Origin of the sequence: Schlesneria paludicola DSM 18645, from assembly GCF_000255655.1 — a bacterium.
GTDB classification, from domain to species: Bacteria; Planctomycetota; Planctomycetia; order Planctomycetales; family Planctomycetaceae; genus Schlesneria; species Schlesneria paludicola.
Window position 1 is genome coordinate 533484 of sequence record NZ_JH636436.1, and the last position, 23043, is coordinate 556526.

18 protein-coding genes are annotated in these 23043 nt (G+C 56.1%); 11 read left to right on the top strand and 7 right to left on the bottom strand.

Features of this window, described 5'->3' with window-relative positions; translation table 11 throughout:
- Positions 1-64 precede the first annotated feature (64 nt).
- From OSO_RS0135465 to OSO_RS49035, 6 genes are all read left to right on the top strand, one after another.
- A complete protein-coding gene (locus tag OSO_RS0135465) occupies positions 65-1507 on the top strand; it encodes a flagellar hook-basal body protein (protein WP_157605908.1) in 1443 nt (480 codons plus the stop codon).
- A gap of 135 nt (positions 1508-1642) precedes the next feature.
- Entirely contained in the window at positions 1643-2074 is a 432-nt protein-coding gene (gene mscL, locus OSO_RS0135470; RefSeq protein WP_010587560.1) for a large-conductance mechanosensitive channel protein MscL, read from the top strand.
- A gap of 242 nt (positions 2075-2316) precedes the next feature.
- Entirely contained in the window at positions 2317-2772 is a 456-nt protein-coding gene (locus OSO_RS0135475; RefSeq protein WP_010587561.1) for a transposase, read from the top strand.
- Positions 2773-3164: 392 nt separating this feature from the next.
- Positions 3165-4100 (top strand): LipP1 family hormone-sensitive lipase, encoded by a 936-nt coding sequence (locus tag OSO_RS0135480; protein ID WP_010587562.1) that lies wholly within the window; start codon positions 3165-3167, stop codon positions 4098-4100.
- 236 nt (positions 4101-4336) lie between these two features.
- A complete protein-coding gene (locus tag OSO_RS0135485) occupies positions 4337-4981 on the top strand; it encodes an adenylate kinase family protein (RefSeq protein WP_010587563.1) in 645 nt (214 codons plus the stop codon).
- 349 nt (positions 4982-5330) lie between these two features.
- The gene (locus OSO_RS49035; RefSeq protein ID WP_010587564.1) at positions 5331-8603 is read left to right on the top strand and encodes a spermidine synthase; all 3273 of its coding nucleotides are present in this window, start codon (positions 5331-5333) and stop codon (positions 8601-8603) included.
- A gap of 401 nt (positions 8604-9004) precedes the next feature.
- On the opposite strand, the gene OSO_RS0135500 is transcribed toward OSO_RS49035, so the two are convergent.
- The 7 genes from OSO_RS0135500 to OSO_RS0135535 form a co-directional block, all read right to left on the bottom strand.
- Complete coding sequence (locus tag OSO_RS0135500; RefSeq protein ID WP_010587565.1) at positions 9005-9862, bottom strand: SDR family NAD(P)-dependent oxidoreductase; 858 nt, start codon at positions 9860-9862, stop codon at positions 9005-9007.
- A 68-nt stretch (positions 9863-9930) separates the two neighbouring features.
- The gene (locus OSO_RS0135505; RefSeq protein WP_029247808.1) at positions 9931-11376 is read right to left on the bottom strand and encodes a hypothetical protein; all 1446 of its coding nucleotides are present in this window, start codon (positions 11374-11376) and stop codon (positions 9931-9933) included.
- A 171-nt stretch (positions 11377-11547) separates the two neighbouring features.
- The gene (locus tag OSO_RS49040; RefSeq protein WP_157605913.1) at positions 11548-12351 is read right to left on the bottom strand and encodes a trypsin-like serine protease; all 804 of its coding nucleotides are present in this window, start codon (positions 12349-12351) and stop codon (positions 11548-11550) included.
- Positions 12352-12607: 256 nt separating this feature from the next.
- Positions 12608-13498, bottom strand: coding sequence for an HvfC/BufC N-terminal domain-containing protein (locus tag OSO_RS0135520; protein WP_010587568.1), 891 nt, complete (start codon positions 13496-13498; stop codon positions 12608-12610).
- A 46-nt stretch (positions 13499-13544) separates the two neighbouring features.
- A complete protein-coding gene (gene bufB / locus OSO_RS0135525) occupies positions 13545-14465 on the bottom strand; it encodes an MNIO family bufferin maturase (RefSeq protein ID WP_010587569.1) in 921 nt (306 codons plus the stop codon).
- Between the two features lie 18 nt (positions 14466-14483).
- Entirely contained in the window at positions 14484-15629 is a 1146-nt protein-coding gene (locus OSO_RS0135530; RefSeq protein ID WP_010587570.1) for a hypothetical protein, read from the bottom strand.
- A gap of 207 nt (positions 15630-15836) precedes the next feature.
- A complete protein-coding gene (locus OSO_RS0135535) occupies positions 15837-16361 on the bottom strand; it encodes an adenine phosphoribosyltransferase (RefSeq protein WP_029247809.1) in 525 nt (174 codons plus the stop codon).
- A 269-nt stretch (positions 16362-16630) separates the two neighbouring features.
- On the opposite strand from OSO_RS0135535, the gene OSO_RS0135540 reads away from it, so the two are divergent.
- The 5 genes from OSO_RS0135540 (at position 16631) to OSO_RS0135565 (ending at position 22712) form a co-directional block, all read left to right on the top strand.
- Positions 16631-17389: an RluA family pseudouridine synthase gene (locus OSO_RS0135540; RefSeq protein ID WP_010587572.1), complete on the top strand. Its 759-nt coding sequence runs from the start codon at positions 16631-16633 to the stop codon at positions 17387-17389.
- Positions 17390-17489: 100 nt separating this feature from the next.
- Positions 17490-18974: a sodium:proton antiporter gene (locus OSO_RS0135545; RefSeq protein WP_010587573.1), complete on the top strand. Its 1485-nt coding sequence runs from the start codon at positions 17490-17492 to the stop codon at positions 18972-18974.
- 23 nt (positions 18975-18997) lie between these two features.
- Positions 18998-20026, top strand: a complete 1029-nt coding sequence (locus OSO_RS0135550) for a zinc-binding alcohol dehydrogenase family protein (protein ID WP_010587574.1) — start codon at positions 18998-19000, stop codon at positions 20024-20026.
- A gap of 862 nt (positions 20027-20888) precedes the next feature.
- Positions 20889-21335 (top strand): hypothetical protein, encoded by a 447-nt coding sequence (locus tag OSO_RS0135560; protein ID WP_010587575.1) that lies wholly within the window; start codon positions 20889-20891, stop codon positions 21333-21335.
- Between the two features lie 285 nt (positions 21336-21620).
- Positions 21621-22712, top strand: a complete 1092-nt coding sequence (locus OSO_RS0135565; protein ID WP_202800024.1) for a DUF1559 domain-containing protein — start codon at positions 21621-21623, stop codon at positions 22710-22712.
- Positions 22713-23043: the final 331 nt, after the last annotated feature.

Genomic DNA, 23043 nt, shown 5'->3' on the forward strand with positions numbered 1-23043 from the left:
CCGCAGGACACGAATTGACGACGCTGTTGATGGTCGTTGTCGTTCTCGCCAAAAGGAGTTGACGATGAGAGGCATGCGGAACACTGGGGGCGTGGTTTCGCTGGCGTTACTGGCATCGTTGGTAGGGCACTATGCCATTCACCGCCATTTCGAACGCCGCAGTCAAGTTCCGTTGTCGCATGCCAACTTGAAGCAGGTTGCAGAGTTTGACGCGGGTTGTACGACGGACGAGGTATTCGAACCCGGGCCATCGAAACCTGGTCGCTCGCGTCTTCAACAACCCTCGGCACTGGAAGATCAGATCCGACGTGAAGTGGTCGCTGCGTTGAGTCAACAAGACCAGATCGTGCTTCCCCAAGTGCTTCAAGTGGGTGATCCCCCGTCCCAAGTCCCATCACCTGCCGATTCGTTGCCCGATGAGATTCCCGAAAGTGCCGAGCCCACGCCGGATGCCGGTGAAGCTTCAGCCGTTCGCGGTGTCATCGAACATGAGTTGTCGCATGCCACCCGGGAAGAACGCGAAATCTGGTTCGACGAGCTCAAAACGCTTCCCGCTGCGGTCGTTCGCGATCTGCTTCAGGTCCGAAAACAATTGCGGGCACTGCCGAAACTGATGGGAGGGATGCCCGAAAAGCTGGCCTCGGCCGATTTGGATGAGATTCCGAGTCGAAGTCGTGAGATCGCCGCGGAACCCGCCTCCACCCGGATTCGTTTCAATGCACCAGACCAGTTGGCCTCGTCGGCGGCTCTTGAAGCGACGATTTCGCAGTTGCGGCACAACGTCACAAATGCCGCCACGCCAGGTTTCAAACGCCTGCGTGTCACGCTTGTCGATGTTTATAGTTCCCGAATGGGGGATTCGCCTGCCACCGGCGAGCCTGCGGTATTGCAATCGCTGGGGACCCCGATTCAGGGAGAAGGGTGTCGGATGGGGCCGCTGCTCGTCGATCACACTCAAGGCACACTTCGAAAGTCCGGGCGTCCGCTCGATCTGGCCATCTCTGGTGAGGGATTTTACGTTCTTAAATCGGTGGAGAATACGTACCTGACGCGGTGTGGCGCATTCACTCTGAATCGCAATCGTCAGTTGTGTCTCGCCACGACCGGTGAAGAGCTTCTGCTACAACCTGTGATTACCGTTCCGGACGGAGTCCATGAAATTCGTGTGTCTGCCGAAGGAGCGATTTCGGTCACGAAGTCTGGTGATGTGTCCAGATCGACCGTGATCGGCACAATTTTGCTGGGGCGCGTCGCCAGTCCAATGCGATTGCAGCCGGTGGGAAGTGCGCTGTTCGCCGTGAACGACGCGTCAGGGCCGATCATCCTCGACGCGCCTGGAGCACAGGGGCAGGGCGAGTTTCATCAGGGGTTTCTCGAGCAGGCGAATGTCGATCTCGAAAAAGAGCAGGACGAGATTGAAGAGCTGACGTCAATTTTGAAGTCATTTCCCTCGCAAAGTCTTCGGCCAGCCACGGCCAGTCATTCGCACGAATCCCCCAACCGATAGTGAGAATGGCTTCTTGCATCGGGGTTGCTGGGGATTCACGGCCTCTCTGGTGTTCCCGTCAGCATGCTCGTCAGATGCCGCCATTGGTGTGCGGTGTTTTTGGTCGAAGCCTGACTCAATCGCGGAGGAATCCCAATGAGCCTTTTCAGCGAATTCAAGGCATTTATTCGACGCGGCAACGTTGTCGATCTCGCGGTGGGACTGATTATGGGGGCGGCGTTCACAAAGATCGTGAACTCGCTGGTCAATGACGTCATCATGCCGCCTATTGGCTACTTGATCGGGGGAAAGGAATTCACGGAGATCAAATTCGTGCTTCCCCGCACGAAGATCCTCGATCCCTTAGCGCCAGGCGGTCTAAAAGAGCTGGAACCCGCGACGATCAATATCGGTAGTTTTCTGCAGGCGAGCTTTGATTTTCTGCTTATTTCGATTTGCGTCTTCGCGATGATCAAAGCGATGAATGCCTTCAAGCGATCCGAGGCCGCCGCTCCGCCTGCAACACCGGAGTTGTCGCTGACCGACAAGCTGCTGACGGAAATTCGAGACGAGCTGAAGTCGCGATGAGCGGCGGATTTGCTTTGAGGCCCAACGGGGCCGGCAAGTCCCCTAGCCAGGGTCGGAGGCGTCCTCGCCGCAGGCCCTGGAATCGTTCCCACGAGACAGCGAAGGTCTGAAGGACCGACCTATCGATTCGCGATGATTCAAAGATCCACAAGACCAAATCGTATGGTCTGGCCGCAGCAACTTTTTCGCGTGGTGCGTGTTTATCATCTGAGATGATCCCATTCCCTCAATTGTGTCACGCCATGCCTCAATCCTTGTCGCGTGTTTGGTTGCATTTCACTTTCAGTACGAAAGACCGCCAGGCATTTCTTCCGAGGTTGGACTCTCGTGAAGCACTGTTTCGAATGCTTGGTCACGAAATTGAGAAAGCCGGATGCATCCCCAAATGTTGTGGGGGTTGGACTGACCATGTTCACGTCATTTGCGGGTTGTCGCGGACTGTGACAATTTCCGCCCTCATTCAACAAATCAAAATCGAAACGTCAAAGTGGGCGAAGAAGTCGCCCCTTCAGATTGGGGCATTTTCATGGCAACAAGGGTATGGTGCCTTTTCGATCAGCGAATCAATCCTCGAAAATGTCATCAAGTACGTCCAGCGGCAGGAGGAGCATCATCGACATCGTTCATTTCAGGATGAATTCCGCGAACTTTGTCGCAAACACGGACTCGAAATCGATGAACGATACGTCTGGGATTGAATTCGACTGGCCGGTCCTTCAGACCTGATCGTTCCATCTTCGTCTAATCCAGGGCCTACAGCGAAGACGCTTTCGACCCTGGCTAGGAGACTTGCCGGCCCCGTTGGGCCTTTAGAGCAGTCGCTTTCAAGCCACATTCCGATCCTGAACCCCAATCCCAACGCGCCACTCAAAATGGATACGTCTTTGTGAGCGCAAGGGTCTCGTCCACGCCAATTCCAAGGCCGCAATCAATCCTCACACCTGTTGATTGACATCCCGCACTTTGCGAGTGGATTGCAAAGCGCGTAAGATCGAGACTTGGGTACCGCGAGCCTTCGTTGGCCACGGCATGAACAAATTGAACGCCGCATTTCCCTGTCGTCGCGCACGCCGAGTTGAGAAGAGCCGATATGCCACTAATTCCCGAAGCCGCCGCGTTTCTCGATCAACTTGCAAAGCAGAACCTGCCCCCGATGGAGACTCTGCCGATCGAGGTGACGCGGCGGGCGCTGGCGATCGGCGCAAAGCCCGCTCCCAACCCGCCGGTCTTAAGGCAGGTGCAGAATCTCTTGATCAAACGTCCTGATGGGACCGATCTGCCCATTCGCATCTACTTGCCGACAACATCCACGCCGCTGGCGGCTTGCCTGTACTTTCACGGCGGCGGATGGGTCTTGAACAGCGTCGACACTCATGATGACCTTGTCCGGCGGCTGGCTGCTGCGTCGGACAGTGTGTTTGTCAGTGTGGAATATCGTCTGGCACCCGAACACAAGTACCCTGCGGCCGCCGAAGATGCCTACACGGCGCTGCAATGGGTGTACAATCACGCGGCAGAACTTGGCTGCCATCCCGACCGGATCGTGATGTCGGGTGATAGTGCGGGGGCCAATCTGGCTGCGGCCGCCTGTCTGATGACGCGGGATCGAAACGGTCCGAAAGTGGCCTTCCAGGTTCTGATTTATCCGATCACCGACTGCAATTTCGAGACACCGTCGTACATCGCGAATGCGAAGGGGTATTTTCTGACCCGAAGCGAAATGATGTGGTTCTGGAAGCATTACGTTTCGTCGCCCGAGCAAATGCACGAAGCGTATGCGTCGCCGCTACGAGCCGAGTCGCTGCAGGGATTGCCGCCGGCGTTTGTGATCACTGCCGAGTTTGATCCGCTGCGAGACGAAGGTGAAGTGTATGCCGCGGCCTTACGCGCGGCGGGAGTTGACGCGACCGTCCGTCGCTATGACGGGATGATTCATGCGTTCATGCGTCGCGTGCAACAATTTGAAACCGCCAAGATCGCGATTCAAGAGGTTGCGGACTACCTTCGTCGTGGGTTTCGTTCGTGAGGTTTTGGTTGACTTTTAGGGCGACGCGGGAAATCTCTTGCCCGGAAGTGCCAGAGCCATTTGACCTGCCCGTTCATGGTGTGCACGATAGGCTTCCCGGAACGACTGCAAATCGATCGGTTCTATCTTCTGAACCGCGGAATGCCCGCGTCTTATCGGGGCGAGTCCGCCGGACGACCGAACGTCTCATTTGAGATAACCGCTCTTCACGAGCCGAAATCGAACAGAAAAAGAGCATGCGAAAATATGTCATCATGGGGGCGCAGGGTTGTGGCAAGGGAACCCAGGCGAAGCTGCTAAAACGCGACTTCGATATCGTACATATCTCGGTGGGAGATATTTTTCGCTGGCACATTCAGTCTCATTCGAAGCTTGGCGCGCGGATCAAGCGGTTGATCGCCGCGGGACGAATGGTCGAAGACGAGACGGTCGAGCAAATTATTCGCGACCGTCTGTCGCAGCACGATTGGAATTTCGGCTTTGTGCTCGATGGGTTTCCACGAACGAAAACTCAGGCCGAGTTCTTCCTTGAGAGCTACGATATTGACGCCGTGATTCACATTGCTGTGCCTGACGAAGTCGTCTTCGAACGCGTCCTGGCACGACGGCTCTGCAGTCAGTGTGGTCTCGACTACAACCTGATTCATCATCGTCCGGCGGTGATCGATACCTGTGACGTCTGCGGCGGAAAGCTGGTCATTCGCAGCGACGATAATGAAGCCGGATTACGGCAGCGGCTGCAGGACTATCGGACACAAACCGAACCGGTGCTCGAGTTGTTTCGCCGCAAAGAACTGGTAATTCAAACCGACGGTTCGCAAAGCGTCGAAGCGGTCAGCCTCGATATTCAGAATCAACTGGGGCTGGTACCGAAAGCGTAAGGCCCACAGTGGACGACGCCTCAGGATCATTGGCGAGTCTGGCACTTTGGGCAACGGTAATGCACCACGTTGCCGCGGCAAGGCGGATGGCGATCGTGCGTGCCACTTTTTTCTGCGAAGGGGAGTTTTCTCAAACTCGCGACTTCAAAAGCGGAACCTTGCGGCCGAGAACAGGCGGCGGATGGGGAGGACAATTTCGAGCGGTCTGAACCTCGATTCTTGCCTTGTCCGCGCTGGGGCCAACTCGCTCTTGCCCGAAAACTCCGTTCTCCGGTAGAAATTGCCGGAGCATCGACAGGGCGGACGGAGTCCGCGCCGAGATTGACGGGCATTCAACGGCAGGGACGCCATGAACGCAGGGACATTGTTAACGTGGGTGGATCGCAATCGCTGGTCCGCACGGTTCTCAAAATTATCGCTGGCACTTGCAGGCTTGGGGTTATTCCTGGGGCTTGTCGCAGCATCGATGTGGCAGCAGTGGAGTCTGACGTTTGGGCCTGATCCCGGCTTCCAACTCGCGGCCAGCTTGTCGCTGGCATTCTCGCTTTGGCTGGGGACGTACTGGGCAGCGCCGCGAGCTGACGGCACCGAACGCAGCACGCCCCTGACGTTTGTGATCGGCCTTGGGGCATGGTCTCTCCTGCATCCGTTTTGGATTGATACGCTGACGATTGGCATGAAGTGGTTGCCGGTCAGTTGGCTGGAAAACTCGTTCACAGCGCCCGTGGTCGCCTTGGTGGTTGCCGCACTCGCCTGGATCATGCCAGGAATGCTCGCGTCGGCGCTCGTCATGCAGGTGACACAAGGCCCCGCCTCGTCGGCGGGCGTGCGTCAAGCGAATAACGCAACGATGCTGTGCGGGATCGCGTGCGGTTTGGTCTTGAATTCGTTGGTATTGTCACCTCGGTTCGGGCTCTTCATTCCCATCATGGCCGCATGCCTGATCCTGGGGCTGACGATCTGGCGATTTGGATGCGTTTCCTCACAACGAGGCGTGAGTTTTTCAGAGTCTTGTGTTCGTCATGACACGGGAGTGATGGTCATTCGTTGGGGGATGGTCTTTTTGACGGGCGCGTTACTGGCGTGTCATGTTCGGTTGGCCAATCAATTGATGCCGCAAGGGGCGTTCGTCGTCGATGTGCAGTTGGCAGGTCTCTTTTTTGGAATGGCTGCCGGTCTGTTCGTGGCATCGCGGCTGGGTCAATCCATTGATCGCGCTGCGTGGGGGGGGGTAATTGCGGCGGTCGCGGCGAGTGTGATTCTGGCCTTGCAGCCGCTGCTGGTCGATTTGTCGCTGCGCATGAATGCCACACTGACGGTCGTGTCCTTGCTTTTGCCGGCTCGGTGTTTGCTTTTGATGGCCCTCGCCTTCCCGTGCGGCTTTGCCTGGTCGTGGGTCGCAGATTCGAACTCGAATGAAGTGCGATCGCGGATGGTGTTTTACGGCGTTCCCTGTGTTGCAGGCTTTGCGTTGGCGACCTACGTGATGGGTGGCTTATGGGACGCAACGTCAGTCCTGATTTGTTGCGTTCTGGCGATGTCGGTTGCGGCGGCGGGACTTCGTATTCGCACACTTCAGGCCCAGTTTTCTTGGAACGGGCTGGTGGCGACGGCCTGTCTACTGCTGACTGCGGTGTCACTTCCGATCTGGCACCATCGCGACGATGCTGTTCGCAGCGCCAAGCTGCTGTTCTCGGCTCCTGCCGTGATTGCCTATCGCACCGGATGGGAACTGAAATACCTTGCGTCACTCGACGATGTGCGACTGCTTCATCGACGGGAAGGCCGAACGGGGCCGCTGACGCTTTGGCGCGGCCGCGTGGCCGAACTCTATGTCCGCGAAGCGGGAATTCCCCGAGCTGTTATCACAAATACGGCTGACGCGGTCCCTCAGTTTTCTCCAGAAGTACTCCAGGCCGTTTATTCGCTGGTCATTGCCGACCGACCAGGACGAGTGATGCTGCTGGGGTTGTCGGCCGGAGTTCCACTGTCAACGTGCCTGAGCTTTCCAATTCGTGAAGCGGTGTGCGTCGAAGGTGATTCCAATCTGATCAGTCTTGTGCGTGGCGAATTGCATCGGGAGACGGGCGCAAACCCATTGGCAGATGATCGTGTCACCTTGCGCAACGTCAGTCCAGAGCTGGCCTTGATGGCAAAGCCAGACGAATCGTTCGATGTGATTTTGAGCTGTCCGCCTTCGTCCTCTCTGACCAGTGGCTTGGCTTCGTATACCACCGAGTACTATCAGCGCGCCGCACAGCAATTGTCAGAACGGGGGGTGTTCTGCCAGCGATTCGAAGGGATCGACTTTGGTCCCGAACCGATGTTGAGCGTCATCCAATCGATGCGTGAGTCGTTTCGCCAGCTCATGGCGATCGAAACGTCTGCAGGCGATTTGCTGTTATTCGGCACCATGTGTGAAGACCTATTTGTCCCGAGTGATCTCGCGCAGCGACTCGAAATGCCGCACGTTTGTCGCGTGCTCGCTCGAAGTGGAATGGATTGGTCGGCACTCTTGAATCTTCCGACCTTCGATCATCTGGCATTGGGTGAGATGTGTGACGACCATAAAGTGGCTCACAATTCCTGCCTTCACGGAACGATCGCCGCACGTGCCCCGATGGAAGTCATGCGTTGGGGGAACAAACAACAGGAGGTCCAAGCGGTCTTGACGGCCACTCGGGTGACACCTGCACCGTTCTGGATTGACGAATCCGGACAGCCCAAGGAGTTGGAAGAGGAACGCGATCTGTCGCGTCGTTCGCGATTGGTGGAATGGCTGGGAGAAGGTGGGGCTTCGAAAGAATTGATTCGGCGGCTGGAAGAAGTCACGTCACAGCGTTCACTGGTACGTGAGAATCCTGATACACACTGGTGGGCATATCGCCGCATCCTGAAGAAGCAATTGCAAGATCGACCTCGTACGGCGATCCAGCAGGTCAAAGCCGTCGACAAGAAAGGGTTGCATCCCGAAGATTCGCGGCGACGTGACTATTTTGAGGCTCTTGGAAATGCCGCGCGCCGACCAAAACCGACGCGGGAACAGGTGGCCGCCGTAGAGCAGCAGCTTGACCCCTACGATCCCCTGGTCAGTTACTTCGGTCGTCAGGAAACGGCCGATCTGCTAGCGCGGGCCGGTGAAGACCCTGCTCGCGAACTGATGTATCGCCTACATGTCATCTATTTCTCACCGACGGTGGATGCGTCCGTCCGTAACGTTGCCACCGCGATTCAATTGCTGGTGAGTCATCCAGAATCGATTCCCGATGACACGCATCGGTTTGACGCGTTGAATGGGATGATTCAGACCCTGCGGGTGCGATGGGAAGTGCGACAAAACATTCGTGAAGACTCATCGAAGAAGGTGATGGACGATGTCGATCAAAGTTTGCTTGCTGTCGAAAAGGGGCTTGCGGCGATGAACGAGTTGGCCGCGACGACAGGGATTTCTGACGCCGAATGGCAGACAAGGAAGCAAGTCATCGAGCGTCTGATGACTCGCCCGCTCAGAACGTACCGTGGGGAACTTCAGGCCCGTCTGACGCGAGGTCAGGCAATGGCCCACGCGATTATTGATGAAGCCACCAACGCCGACCGTGATCTTCCTGGCGTAGCGGAGTGATTGGATTCCGTGACGGTTGGTGTCCTGTTGAAATCAACAGGACAGGCACCTTGATTCTCACGACATCATAGGCGTCGTCGAATCCGCGTAGGACCAGCCCCTGTTATTGGTCGCTACGGTGATTGAAGTTGGTCTACACAACTGGCGTGATCTTTCTGAGATCGCGCCAAATTACCTTGAATCACATTCAATCGTTTCGCCCGGAGCCAGCGGCGACAAAGTTTTGCGATCCTGCAAAGCAATTCCGAATGACGTGTGCATTGCCTCATTCGCTGCCAGTTGGCTTCCGGGATCGCAACTAGAAATTCCCACCAGCGAGTCCGAAGACCGCTTCTCTTCGAGGCGTGACTGGGATAGCCGACGAGGGTGATTCGCGTGTCTCACGCTCCTCAATACGCCCTTTATGCCGCATGACGGGATGCCGTCTGCTGATCGTTTGCTGAGATCAATCCCGTTGGCTGTGTTCGACGTTTCCTGCGGAAGTGATTCAGGAAATCGAGCAGACCCGGGGCGAGCCACTTAATGTTCCACAGCAGATGAGCCATCGGTCCAATCAAAGGCATTCGGTGGTTTCGGCGGATCGCCTTGATGGTGCTCGCCGCGACTGTGTCGATCGTTGTGCACAGCCATCGGGGTGGATGGGGAACGGTCTTTCCCTGCTTTCCGGTGGCGCAGTCGCGATACAGGTTCGTAAGGCACGGGCCGGGGCACAGCGCCGTTACACCCAGTCCGCGACGACCGTATTCCGCGCGAAGCGCCTCGGAATATCCGATCAAACCGAACTTGCTGGTGTGATAGGCGGCGAATCGTCCACCCGCAACGAGTCCAGAAATACTGCACACATTGACGATGTGTGCTTCCGGACGTTCAAGCAGCGTCGGCAGCAGTTCGCGTGTAAGCTGGATCGGCGCCAGCAGGTTAATACCCAGCAACCAGTCCCATTGCGCGGCGGTCATCGAGTGGGTTGGCCCGTAGTAGGCAACACCCGCGTTGTTCACCAGGATGTCGATCGTTTGCGATCGCTCAAGGAGTAACTGGACTGCCGCGGTAATCTCATTAGGTTGCGTCAGGTCGACACGTGTCGTGTCGGCGCAGACTCCCAAGGCCTTGATCTCGTCCGCAAGCGATGTCAGCCCTGTTTCGTCGACATCCCACAGGGTGAGATCCGCACCCTCACGCGCCAGGGCCAATGCAATTCCACGTCCGATCCCCGAAGCCGCGCCGGTAACGAGGGCCTTCCGGCCGCGAATGACTTTCACTTCTGGATGTCCTTACGAAGCTCGGAATGCGGATTGTTCCGGAATACGGGTAATTTCATGTGCAGACGTCACGGTGCTAGCAATTTCAGGATGCCTTTTCGCACGTAATCATCCAGCCGATCCCAGTTGTTGACCATGTCCACAACCTGCGGTGGCAAATTCGCGGGCAGGCTGGAACCGGGGTTCGTTGGTGGATTGTTGTTCGCCGGCGGATTGCTTGGTGTTTGATCTCCGGGGCCGGGTTCCATTCCGTGGGGATAGGGAATGGGGCCTTCGGGGCCGTGTACGGCATTTGAGTATTGCAATTGAATCGGTACGGTTCCACTTCCATTGGTCAGCGGTACTTCTTTGAAGACCAACATCAATTGAGGGGCTTCGGAGATCGGGTAGTCGCCGATTTCCTGACCGCTATCCGACGTCCAACCCAGTACCGACATCGTATTGGCCGTGATGGCGTCGTCGACATCCGGGTCGGTACGGGCCTCTTGAAGCTCGTGATAGAACGTGGCGACGACGTTTTTCCAGTTGGCATCGAACACGGGGATTCCGTTTGTCTTGTTATTTGCCTGACGTTCTGAGTACACGCCGACCGCGTAGTAGATCGTCTTGCCGTCGATGTGTGCAGAGCCGTGATATCCGCCCAGACCGCCAGTGGAATCTTCGGCCTCTTCCTGTGGAATGGCTTTGTTCAGCACGGCCGTCTGCTGGCCGCTGTTCGGATCGGCCAGAATGGTTCCGCGAGGCAGCATGAAGTTGACGACCAGATTCGGTAGATCCTGTCCATCGAATGCTTTCTGGCGATAGAGATATTGGACCTGCGTCTCCAGGTCGTTCTTGGTGACGTTTTTAGGATTCCAGCCATCGACGAAAAATGATCCCAGGAACTGATTACTGATCGGCTTATTGCCGAAGTACTGCATAATGACGTTGTTCAGGTTCTGGTCTGTCATCGCCGCGGCGAGCGCCTTGTCGATGCTTTTCCAGTCGTTGGCGGCCCAGGCTGCTGATCCGCCCACGTAGAGGTTGATGAATTTCAGGTCTTTAATCGTGCGACCGCCGCGGTATTTCAAGTCCTCTTGTGGTGTTGGCGGAATCCCGTTCGCAATTGCGGAACTCTGCATCCCATTCATCCGATGGATACGCCCGCTAATTCGCGGCGGTTGCGCTGGTCCTGAGAGCAATTGATAGTCGCGGCCATCGAACTGGCCACCTGCGCTCGCAACCATGGGATAGGGGCTCACCCCGTTCAGCCGGGCTCCCTGAGCCTGGGCGACTTGCATGTTGGTGAGAGCGGCCTGGGGCAGAATCGCAGATTGCGTCATGCCGCCGGGCTGACCGAATTGCGCTCCCTGCATTCCAGGCTGAGCCGCGACGGGCGCCCTGTTGTACGGTTGCTGAACAGCAGACGGCGCGACGTTGCGGTCGCGATAGGATGACCGCATCCCCATCGGGTCGCTGGTGCAGCCAATCGTCAGCCATGTCGCCAGCAGCAAGACAAAAGACATCCGTGTCATTGATACGCCCCTCACGTAATCCGATCCTGCCTTGGATCGGCGGTTTTGGCCGGTAAATATCAGAACCGTCCAAAGCTGGAAAGGCGACTTTTGCCGAAGACAAGCTTGCCGAAAGTCCGGGTTGTCACACTGCGGAGGTTAATTGGAATGGGTGAAGTCGATGTGAAGCCATCACTTCTGCTGCATCTGCGTGATGGTGTCACGCAGATACGCAGACTGCACGGCAATGGATAGTCCCATGGGGGTGTGCATGACTCGTTCTTCGAAGGGCAGAGTCGATCGGTCGGTCTGCTGCTGCATGCTGGACGCGACACCGACAATGAGGGGGCGGTTGTTGACGATCGTCGCGATGGGAGCTCCGCTATCACCGCCGAAAACTTTATAATCGATCAGGATTGTCTTATTGGCCTTCAGAGGAATCAGTGGATGAGAGGCAATCGAACCTCGTCGCAGCACAGGCCACCCTGCTTCGTTCGACTCCAGCTTGGCGGGGAAGCAACTGATCCAGGTCTCCTGGCCGACGCGAATCGTTCGATTGATCAATTGGGACTCATCGGCGATCAGTTCGAAGGGAATCGGTGCGACTGTTGCATCCGCAGGCAGATCGATCGGCATGGCAGCGACATCCAGGTCAGGATGTGCGGTCCACAAATCCCGTTGTCCCTCCCGAATTTTGATCGAGACAACTTTCCGTACATAGCAATCATCCACCGTGCGGCTGCGCAAAATCAGATCGCATTCGTCGGCGTCCATTTGATCCAGAACATGCGCCGCAGTGGCGAGCACGCATTTGTGGGGCACAGTGGCGCTTGCAGCGGGGACAGACACGATGAAACAGGTCCCCGAGTGCTCGCCGTCCGTCAGGCGAAACGTCGCGGCGAGTAAGTCTTCGACGGGCTCGCCAGACCATCCGTTGGTTGAGGCTGCCGCTCCGAGGAGTATGGCTGCTGCGAAAATCGTCCGTGCATTCCACACGTGAGCCCCCATTTCGTGAATGAAGCTTCCTGCTTGAGAATGACGAGCGCGCGTCTCAGTGAAAGTACCGGCAGACCGTGATTTTGGCGAGCTGAGTTGCTTCGCTGGTCAAATTCGTTTCGCCCAGAGCCAATAGTGAAGGTCGTTTTCGTAAAGCTGACAAGCGGCATCGAAACGCATATTTCACTTGGGATGGCATGGGTGAACAGATTGCAGGGAGAGGAATTCCTGCACGTGCGCGATCCACTGATTCGAATCACGAATCGCTGGTGACGAGTTTCGCAAACAGCGGTGCCGCGGCCCAGTCCCGAAACCAGTTCCGAATGTCATTTGCCAGCGACGACAAATCGTCGTGGCGAATTTCGGCGAGACGGTCGAGTGCCTCGGCAACGGTTTTCTGTTGTTGCAATATGGTCAGGAGTTCAAACTGGTCTCGGGCAACTTCGTATCGCCGCACGACGTAATTCCGGCGAGTGATGACCAGTAATACCGAACGTGGTTCTGGTGGCAGCGCAGGCTGACCTCGCCGCAATGCGCTTGTGTATTCGTGGACTGGAAACTGAAACTCCATCAGTCGAACACAGTCATGGGCGATCAGACGGCTGCTTGCGAAGCGTTCGGGGGACAGTCCTTCGAAATCGGCGGGCTCAAGCGATCGGGCCGATTCCGGTCCACGTCCGTTGAAGACTTCGTTGTAAACTCGCTCGAGCCGCGCCAGTTCAATCGCAAAATCGGCGAAGTCCGGTTTCATAGTCCGCGGTGGACGGGTGGAGGTCAGAAACTCATCAAAGGATTGACTGAGCCGATCGAGCGTATAGCTTGTCGAGGGATGCTGCAGCAGATAGCCAAATGCCAATCCGTCGAATGCGTCGTTGCCGACCGCATGGCGGACCGCAGGGAACTGAGCCCGCAAACATTCGATCAAGCGACCAAAATAGGCTCGATTGTAAATCTGCAGTCGTTCGTGGCTGGTCATCTGGCTGGAGGGAAGAATGATCCGTTCGGCATCACCCTGCGGGATTCCTGAGACGGCTTCGGCGGCAATCATTCCTGCACGGATTCCGTCGGGGTGGGTGACCACCACCTGCATCCAGGATTGAATGTCGCGCAGTGGTCGCTGATCGGTGGAAGAAGATGCATCGGGCATGGGGGTGTTCGTCGATCGTGATGGAATCGCGTGCTGGCGGCCTGGTTCAATCTGCCTGGGCCGTCACGACCAGAGCAGGGTGAGGAACCGTCGGGTACTGTTGGGGCGAACGGGGGAGATCGGCTTTAGGTTCGGGGGCGAGCTCACCGGCCAAGATTTGCTTGGCTTTCAAGATTTCGTTGTGGACAACAGGGAATTCGGGGATCTGCGCGTCCCACTCCAACAGAGTCGAGACACCTCCTGTGAGTTCATGGGCCAGGCGAAATAGATCCCAAACGGGATTGATCACCGGGCCGTCATGGGTATCGATCAGATGTGTGCCGCAGTGGGTGTGCCCCGCGAGATGCATCTGGACCACACGATGATGTGGGATCGCACGGAGGTATTCCACAGGATCAAACTCATGATTCTGGGCAGAGACATAGACATTGTTGACGTCCAGCAACAGCCCGCAATTTCCGTCTTCTGCCATCCGCGAGAGGAATTCGGCCTCGCTCATGGTGGAGTCGGCGAAAGTGACGTAGCTACTGGGGTTCTCCAGGACCAGCGGTCGTTCCAACACGTCTTGGACGATCCGGATACGCTCGACGACGTGCGCCAATGATTGTTCGTTGTAGGGCAGGGGCAGCAGGTCGTGTGTATTGATCCCCGCAACACCGGTCCAGCAGACATGGTCTGAAACCCATAGGGCTTTCGTGTCTCGGGCCAGTTGCTTCAGCTTCCGCAAGTAGTCGAAGTCGAGCGGCTGCGTGCTGCCGATTGAGAGCGACACACCGTGCATGACAACCGGGTAGCGTTCAGCGATCTGTTCCAGCACGTATCGGGGGCGTCCCCAGGAATCGAGAAAGTTCTCGGAGATCACTTCGAACCAGTCGACGGGCGGCGCATGGTTGAGGATATGGTCGAAGTGAACCGTTCTCAGGCCAACCCCCAAGCCAACATTGTCATATCCAAGGCGACTGGCCATCAAGCCACTACCGTTTCTCTAAGGTGTCGAAATGTCGGGGTCTTTCGCACGCACAGCGCGCGGTGTCGTGATCCAGACAAAAGTGCGACCTGCTTCGTCTTGCCACAATTCATGCTTGAGTTTCTGCGTTGCCAGCATCCGTGTGAGTGCCAGGTTCCAGTTGCTGTTCTTGCGTGGAAACGACACCTTCATCTTTTCAATGTCGAGTTTGGCGGCCCGCAGTTCCGCATCGTCGACCAGAATCGGCGTGTCCGCCGATGTCGCGATCGCATTCAGGACATCGACCAGTTCAATATCTTCCAAGTCGATGACCGACACGGCGAACAGTTTTGGTGCGGCTTTAAAGTTTTGACGTTGCAGCGGCCACCCCACAGGCCACAGTTCTTGCTTGGCGGGTATCGGTTCGATCAAAAGTTCGACATCGCCGCCGGGTGTTCGATTCGGGCGAAAACCAAGTCGACTTTCACCAATTCCCACGGCCAGGGCCGTGGCCGCGCTGAAGCCTGTCAGATCCTGACGGATCTTTATTTTGTCGGCTGACTGCGGCAGCTTTGTTTTGGCGTCGGGGGACCAGCGCAATGGGAACTGGTTGGGCAAAGGAAGCTTGGAGACGAATTGATCCAGCGGCAGGCCCTCAGTCTCAAACTCGACAGGCTTCACGAGGGCTTCGTAGATTTCGGCAAATTGCTCCTTGGTCAATCCCCACAGTGGGCGGCCGGTCGGAGTTCCCTGAGCGCCATAGGTTCGTAGTTCGGTGATCCAATCTTTCAGCTTGTTCGCATCGCCGACAGCGAACGAATTGTCGGGGAAGTTGATCTTGCCGTTTCGGTCGAGCGTGCCGATGGCTGTCACGTATCGCAAGGTTCCGATCGTTCGTTCTTTGATTTCCGGTTTGTCGTTCGATGTGGGGCGGTGGATGCGTAACGAAACATCCAGCGGGCCAAGAATTTTCAGCCAGTGTTGCGCATAGATCGCCGCAGCATCGGATTCTTGCAGCACTTCGAATTCGACAAGGGTTGTCTTTGCTGCATTCTTGCTCTTGGGCAATTTCTGCGGGGAATCGCCGGTACGGGACGTGATTGGATTCTGGGCCCATGCCGGAGTTGTGGCAAGCAGGCAACCCATGACGCCACCAATCCCGATTCCGACGATGAAGGGTCGCATGATTCGCTCCGCCGTAGACGATTGCCATCCCTGCTCACGCCGCCAGGAGGAAGACTCCCATGATTCATGGAACGTACGGTTCCCGGCGCACGCGTCGACATCGTCATCGTAGGTGAGCAGGTTCGTCCATCACAAGGCCTGTTGCGCAGGCCTTGTGGAACAGACAACAGATGGAAATTTGCGGAGAATCGATCTCAGGCGTGGCGGTTAGTCTTCGCTGTCGTACTGCATCAGACTGAAAACGTCATGATTCTTGAGCCGATCACGGCCCTTGAGAAACGACAATTCAATCAAGAAGGCACATCCGACGACTTCGGCCTGGCTGCCTTCCGCGAGCTTCACGCAGGCTTCGATCGTTCCGCCAGTTGCGAGCAGATCGTCGACCAGCAATACCCGGCTGCCCGAATGGATCGCATCGACATGCATCTCAAGTGCGTCGCTGCCATATTCGAGATCGTATTCGAATTTGCGTGTTTCGAACGGCAGCTTGCCAGGTTTGCGGACAGGCACAAAGGCGGCGCCCAATTCCAACGCTAATGGGGCGGCAAAAATGAACCCGCGCGATTCCGCAGCCAGAATGGCGGTCGGCTTGGCCGCTCGGAACCTGTCGGCAAATTGGCGGATCGCAAATCCAAATGCTTCGGGGGCCGAAAGGAGCGGTGTGATATCGCGAAACATGATTCCCGGGTTGGGGAAATTGGGCACACTACGGATGTAATCCTTCAAATTCACGAAATACGTCCTTCTTGCACAGGGCTTCGCGTTCGATCAACGATCCAGTTATTCCATTTTGACCGTAAGACTCTGTTGAAACTGGGTGCGAAAAGCAACCGAAGCTGTCGACATGCCTTGACATCAAGTCGAATAGCGTGCGAATGACACGCGTGTTTGCCTTTTGAGATGAGGGTGATCCCACGATGTTGGGGTGACGTATTGGGATGTGTAAGAGTGAAGCTTGTTAGGCATTCCCGATGGCTTCCACTGCCTGTTAGGATACCGCCATGACCAACGAACCCGCAGCCTCTGGCACTCCGTACACCAATCTTTCCTCAAGACCTCTCGAGATTCTGCTCGACGACGGTCCGCTCATTGCTCTGAACAAGCCCGCAGGCTTGCTGACGCAAGGGGTTCCGCATGCTCAGGCATCAATGGAGGGCCTGGTCAAAGCGTATCTCAAGACGAAGCTCGATAAGCCCGGTAATGTTTATCTTGGGGTTCCACATCGGTTGGATCGTCCGGTGTCGGGGGTGGTGATCTTCGCGAAGAATTCGAAGGCGGCCGCGCGACTGGCAGAACAATTTCGGGAGCGATCCCTGCGGAAGATCTACCTGGCCGTGACTGAAGGCGTTCCGGACCCGGCGGAAGGGTGTCTGGTCGACTGGCTATTCAAGGACGCCGAGGATGCACATGTGACAGTCGTCCCTGCCGGGACACCAGGAGCCAAACGTGCGGTGCTGGATTATCAAGTACTAGCTGTTCATCAAGGCCGCGCACTGGTCGAAGTTGAACTGCACACGGGGCGAATGCATCAGATTCGAGTGCAATTTGGCTCGCGCGGCTGGCCGATTGCCGATGATCGCCAGTATGGATCGAAAAGTCCCGCGACGTTGAGCGACTATGATCCCCGGGTTTCACCCATTGGCCTGCATGCCTGGCGATTGCACTTGCGACATCCCGTTCGTTACGACGCATTGCGGCTGGAGGCACCTTTGCCCGCCAATTGGTCGCGATTCGGTTTCAAGCTACCGAAGGGAATTTAATCTCCCGATGCTGCAAGACGTCGTCGCTCGACTTTGATGATCGCTTCCGTTTGAATGTGGTCGCTCGCCCGCATCGTGACTCTAATTATCGAGTGCCATCGTGAGTTGTAAGTTGCTTGGGATTCTCGCGGTTTTGTTCGTCAGTAGCTTTCTGATTGCGCCCGTCGCACTGGCAGAGGTTGCAGGGGCGGACGTGACCCAGGCGGCCGATCATTCGACGGAAAAACTGGGAGACTTGCTGAATCCGATTGCCGTGCTGCCCTTCGTCATTCTGCTGCTGTGCATTGCCTTGTTTCCATTGCTGAACCCACATTGGTGGGAGCACAATCGAAACAAGGGGATTATTGCACTGGTGCTCGGCGTGCCTGTCGTCGGGTATCTGATGACCTTTGGTCATCACGGTCTGGAGGCGATGGAGCACGCAGGCAAAGAATACGTCGCTTTTCTGCTCTTGCTGGGATCGCTGTTTGTCATCAGCGGCGGTATCTATGTCCGCGGTGCCTTGCGCGGTTCGCCGGCGATCAACACGATGTTTCTCGGTCTGGGAGCTCTGATTGCCAGTTTCGTTGGAACGACCGGCGCTTCGATGCTCTTGATTCGCCCGTTGTTGCGTGCGAACGGTCATCGTCACCGCGTGGCGCACATTGTTGTGTTCTTTATTTTCGTGGTGTCCAACTGCGGGGGGCTCTTGACTCCTTTGGGCGATCCTCCATTGTTCCTCGGCTTCCTGAAAGGGGTGCCGTTCGGGTGGACGCTGCGTCTGTTTCCTCAGTGGGCCTTCGTGAACGGTACGCTGTTGGTGATCTTCTACCTGTGGGACACCCTTGCGGTTCGAAGCGAGGCCAAGACACCTGAACAAGAAGCGGCCCTGGAAGAACCGCTGACGACGGAATCGTTTGGAATCGAAGGGCGGCACAATTTTCTTGGGTTGGCCGTGATTGTGGCCATCATTTATAGCTGCGGCCAAGGGTATGGAAATGCCTTTTTTAAGCAGTATTTGCCCGGTGATGGCGAGGTTTGGCCGTTTGGGGTCCAAGAGCTGCTGATGGCTTTGACGACGGCGATCTGCTTTCTGTTCACTTCCCGCGGCACGCATGAGAAGAATCGCTTTGGTTTTGGGCCGATCATCGAAGTCGCCGTGTTGTTTGCAGGGATTTTCGTGACGATGATTCCGGCCCTGGCGCTGTTGAACGTGCATGGAAAGTCCCTGGGGGTTGACGATCCAGCGGAGTTCTTCTGGGCAGCGGGAATTCTTTCCAGCTTCCTGGACAATGCTCCCACGTATCTGACATTCGCGGCGACCGCGTGCGGCATGTATGGAGTCAATACGGAAGACGGGCGGTACCTGCATCACTTCTTGAACCTGCCAGAAGCGGCGCAGACGGCGCGAATACTGGCTGCGATCTCGTGCGGGGCGGTCTTCATGGGGGCCAATACCTATATCGGAAATGGTCCCAACTTTATGGTGAAGGCGATTGCCGAAGAAAACAACGTCAAGATGCCCGGCTTCTTCGGCTATATGGCGTACTCGATGGGAATTCTGATCCCAATTTTCATCGCCGTCACGTTTATCTTTTTCCGCTAGTCGCTCGCTTATTGAAGGCAATCATGCGCGCCATCCAACTCGAAAAACCGCTGAATTTCCGCATCATCGATATTCCGGAACCTGACGCCCCGCTGGCGGGGGAGGCCTTGGTTCGCGTCCACCGGATTGGCATCTGCGGGACGGATCTTAGCGGGTACCTCGGCAAGATGCCGTTCTTTTCTTATCCGCGGATTCCCGGTCATGAACTCGGGGTGGAAGTCATTGCCGTGGGGTCAGACGTCACGAATGTCAAAGCGGGTGATACGTGTTCGGTTGAGCCCTATATGAATAATCCGAACAGTTTTGCCAGCCGACGCGGCCGGGGAAACTGTTGTGAAGACCTGCAGGTGCTGGGGGTGCATACTGACGGAGGCATGCGGCCTTATTTCAAGCTGCCAGCGCGCAAGCTTCATAAGGCAACTCAGCTTTCGATGGAACAATTGGCGCTTGTGGAAACGCTGGCGATTGGCTGTCACTCGGTGGCCCGCTGCGCACCGCAGCCCGGTGAAGATGTGCTGGTTATTGGTGCAGGCCCGATCGGGCTGAGCGCCATTGAGTTCGTGAAGCTGACCGGTGCGAACCTGATTGTGATGGACATGGTCGAAAGCCGACTCGATTTCTGTCGCACAAAGATGGGCGTCAAGCACACGCTACAAGCGGGGGGCGGGAATGAAGAGAAGTCGCTACGAGATTTGACGGACGGACACCTACCAACAATTGTGATCGACGCGACGGGTAGTCCGAAGTCGATGTCGAATGCGCTGAATTATGTAGGCCATACGGGCAAGCTCGTGTTCGTCGGAATCACAACTGACAATGTCACCTTCCCGCATCCGCTGATGCATCGCCGTGAAATGACACTCTTGGCAAGTCGGAACGCGATGCCCGAGGACTTCGATCGGATTATCAACCTGATCGAAACCGGGGTGATTGATACCCGTCCCTGGATCACGCATCGAACCAATTTCGACGAGTTAATCGGCCAATTCCCGAGCTTCACAAAGCCCGAAACAGGCGTGATTAAAGCGATCGTCGAAGTGCCTTCCGAGTAAACTATGCATCCAGCGAGTGGCCGAGTTTTTGTCCCACACCTCGCCTTGCGTTGCGAATGAAGTTCTTCGCTGTGGCCTCCGCTGCTTCGTGGTGAAATTCTCTCTCTCGAAGAAACGACTTCACCACGGAGCAATGGAGGGAGGTCACTGTTGCCGCCGATTGATCTGAAATGGATCGATCGGCGCCTGGCCCGCGCCTTACTCTCAAGGTCTGATGGGCGGCGTGAGTGCTGCAAGCCATTTTCCGTGTTGTGTTTATGGCGTACGTCTAGCAAATTGGCTCTGTCGTGTCTGCGATCCAGCTGCTGAAAACCGAATCACGATTCTTTGTGGCACTGCGCAATTCTGAAACTTTTTCAGACAAAATTCAGAATTTACTTTTCTTGCGTTGACTTGGATGCCTCAATCTTTTACATCTAATGCATCACTGATTTGGTGGGGGTTATTTCTCTAGCAGATTAAACGGAACTGCCGATACATCAGGCAATGACGTGACCGGGATTCTGAACCTAAGGTGATGAATCGAGCAAATTGACCAGCGGTTGATGGCGGCTTTGTTGTCGATCATTGTTTGTTGTAAACATATTCTGTTTTGTGTCTTACGACAAATCTGTGTGACGAGACGCGGATGCAATTCCGTTGAATGTGGTATCCGCTTGACGGCGAGGATTAAGTAATACTAATTGTGTCGTGATTATATTTAAGTAATCGTGACTGGATACATGTTGGTTTATGGCCGTGCTGATGCCTTGGCCAGACCCCGTAATCGAGCGGGGATGTAAGCATCAGTCAAGTTTGAATGTGAATTTCGCAGACGCGTCAACGTGACGCGAAATCTCTTCGTGAAGCAGGGTTTATCAAAATGAAGTCGCTGGGTTTCATGCGTCCGTACGGGCTGGTCGCTCTCGTTCTTGTTGGTGGCTCGCTCCCAGGGTGCGGCAAAGCAAAGCAGCCTTGGGAAAAAGTCGTTCCGGCATCCGGTGTCATTGTCTACAACGGCAAGCCTCTGGCCGGTGCCCAGATTCTGTTGATTCCCGAGGACGAAAAATTCCCCTCCTCGGTTCGTCCTTCCGCGACATCCGGGGACGATGGAACATTCCAGATCGGAACCTATTCTCACAAAGATGGGGCTCCTGAAGGCGGTTATAAGGCCGTCGTACTGCACTATCCGGTCGTTGGTCCGAAAGAGAATCCGACCGTGGGTGCCAATGACTTGCCGGCCAAATATGCCAAGCCCACGACGACGGATCTGCGGGTCGAAATCACCGCCAAGAATTCCGACGTCTTGGAATTGACTCTGAAGAAATGAGGCTTCCTGGTGAGCGGTCGGGTGGGGACACCCAGACACGCCGGGAATGCGGGCCGTCGCTCCTCGTTCGTTCGATGCATGCTGAAGGTGTGTCGAACGAATGAAGGCGATCTCACGTGACCTCGAACAAGGAGCTCAGCATGTGTCAAACACAATGATTCATTGAGTTGTATTTCGATTGATTTGTGGTGGTGCTGAGACACGAAATTGATGCGGACATCGTCGTCCGACATCTCGATTCAAACTTGCAGACTGAAACGCTGCTCAAACCTGAAAGAATTTGAAATGGTCCGAATGCATGCTCGAAAACTGCGCCCCAGTTCGCGCGGCGGATTTACCCTGATTGAGTTGTTGGTGGTCATCGCCATCATCGCCGTCCTGATCGCGTTGTTGCTGCCCGCCGTTCAACAGGCTCGCGAAGCTGCTCGCCGAACACAGTGCAAGAACAACCTGAAGCAACTCGGTCTGGCTGTTCACAACTTCGAAGGTACCTTCGGCCATGTCCCCAGCAGCCTTCGTCCGCCGACAGCGGGCACGGTTCGCCTCTCGGTGCTGACGGCATTGCTCCCGCTAATTGACCAGGCGAATATCTACACCAAGTATGATCAGACCGTGAACTGGAGTGCCGCCGCGAACAAGCCGTTGTCGCTGACCAAGATTCCTGCGTTCATCTGCCCATCGAATCCCCAGGGTGGTGCGCTCGACGGTGTGCCTGACACCCCATCGGCTTGGGCTCAAGATACTGCCGCCGTGAGCGATTACTCGCCGATCTTCGGAATCTCGCCCCTGAACGCGCCGTTCACAACGGTTCCGCTGACTGCCTTGTACACCGACCCAGCCGACAGCACGTTCCAGTACGTTGCCGGTTTCTTCCCCAAAAATGCGACGATTACGACGGCTTCGGGGCAAACGTTGTCCGGTGCGAAGTTCCGCGACGTGACCGATGGACTGTCGAACACGATCGCGGTCGCCGAATCGGCTGGTCGGCCTGCTGTCTACCGCAAGAGCCGTCAGTATGGATCGTTGCCCGGTAATCACGTGAATGCAGGTGGTTGGGCACGTCCAGCCAGCGATATCATGTACTACGGTTCGAAGGCAGACGGTTCAGATCTTCTAGGAACCACGCCTTTCAATGCCACGAACGGTCGCGACGTCGGGACGGCGGACCCAACCTACGGTAGTGCCGCATATCCTTACACGAACGCTCCGTTTGTCTTCGGTGTGCATGGAACCAGCGTTCCATACGCGTTCCACACCGGTGGGGCTCACTTCCTGCTCGGTGACGGTGCGGTTCGCTTTATCAGCGAGAACATCAACTTCGATACGTTCATCGGTCTGCTCACGCCAAAGGGTGGCGAAGTGATTGGCGAATTCTAAGTCTCGATTGTTGACGGTTGGAACGAATTCGAAATCCGATGGTGCCGGGCTTTGTCGTGAGCAGAAAATCTGATTCACGCGACAAGGCTCGGCCCGTTTGGGTTTCTTTCGTTCAACGGGATCAAACGAACGAAACAATGGACAGGATCTGGGCTGAAACGGTTGGCGGTGAATTCCGTTCAGCCCGCCTCTGACTACCGGATGAAAGCGCAGCGGCTCGGCACTTGTCATCTCAGGGGCAATTTCAAAGTCAGCCACGCACGACGCCCATCGGCGAGAGCAGCCTGCTTCGATGAATAACGGGCGAAACAGCGAGACTGGGTTCGACAAC

Coding starts and splice junctions, on each gene's coding strand:
- OSO_RS0135465 (WP_157605908.1), top strand. CDS start 65: ATGAGAGGCATGCGGAACACTGGGGGCGTGGTTTCGCTGGCGTTACTG.
- mscL (WP_010587560.1), top strand. CDS start 1,643: ATGAGCCTTTTCAGCGAATTCAAGGCATTTATTCGACGCGGCAACGTT.
- OSO_RS0135475 (WP_010587561.1), top strand. CDS start 2,317: ATGCCTCAATCCTTGTCGCGTGTTTGGTTGCATTTCACTTTCAGTACG.
- OSO_RS0135480 (WP_010587562.1), top strand. CDS start 3,165: ATGCCACTAATTCCCGAAGCCGCCGCGTTTCTCGATCAACTTGCAAAG.
- OSO_RS0135485 (WP_010587563.1), top strand. CDS start 4,337: ATGCGAAAATATGTCATCATGGGGGCGCAGGGTTGTGGCAAGGGAACC.
- OSO_RS49035 (WP_010587564.1), top strand. CDS start 5,331: ATGAACGCAGGGACATTGTTAACGTGGGTGGATCGCAATCGCTGGTCC.
- OSO_RS0135505 (WP_029247808.1), bottom strand. CDS start 11,376: ATGACACGGATGTCTTTTGTCTTGCTGCTGGCGACATGGCTGACGATT.
- OSO_RS0135520 (WP_010587568.1), bottom strand. CDS start 13,498: ATGCCCGATGCATCTTCTTCCACCGATCAGCGACCACTGCGCGACATT.
- bufB (WP_010587569.1), bottom strand. CDS start 14,465: ATGGCCAGTCGCCTTGGATATGACAATGTTGGCTTGGGGGTTGGCCTG.
- OSO_RS0135530 (WP_010587570.1), bottom strand. CDS start 15,629: ATGCGACCCTTCATCGTCGGAATCGGGATTGGTGGCGTCATGGGTTGC.
- OSO_RS0135540 (WP_010587572.1), top strand. CDS start 16,631: ATGACCAACGAACCCGCAGCCTCTGGCACTCCGTACACCAATCTTTCC.
- OSO_RS0135550 (WP_010587574.1), top strand. CDS start 18,998: ATGCGCGCCATCCAACTCGAAAAACCGCTGAATTTCCGCATCATCGAT.
- OSO_RS0135560 (WP_010587575.1), top strand. CDS start 20,889: ATGAAGTCGCTGGGTTTCATGCGTCCGTACGGGCTGGTCGCTCTCGTT.
- OSO_RS0135565 (WP_202800024.1), top strand. CDS start 21,621: ATGGTCCGAATGCATGCTCGAAAACTGCGCCCCAGTTCGCGCGGCGGA.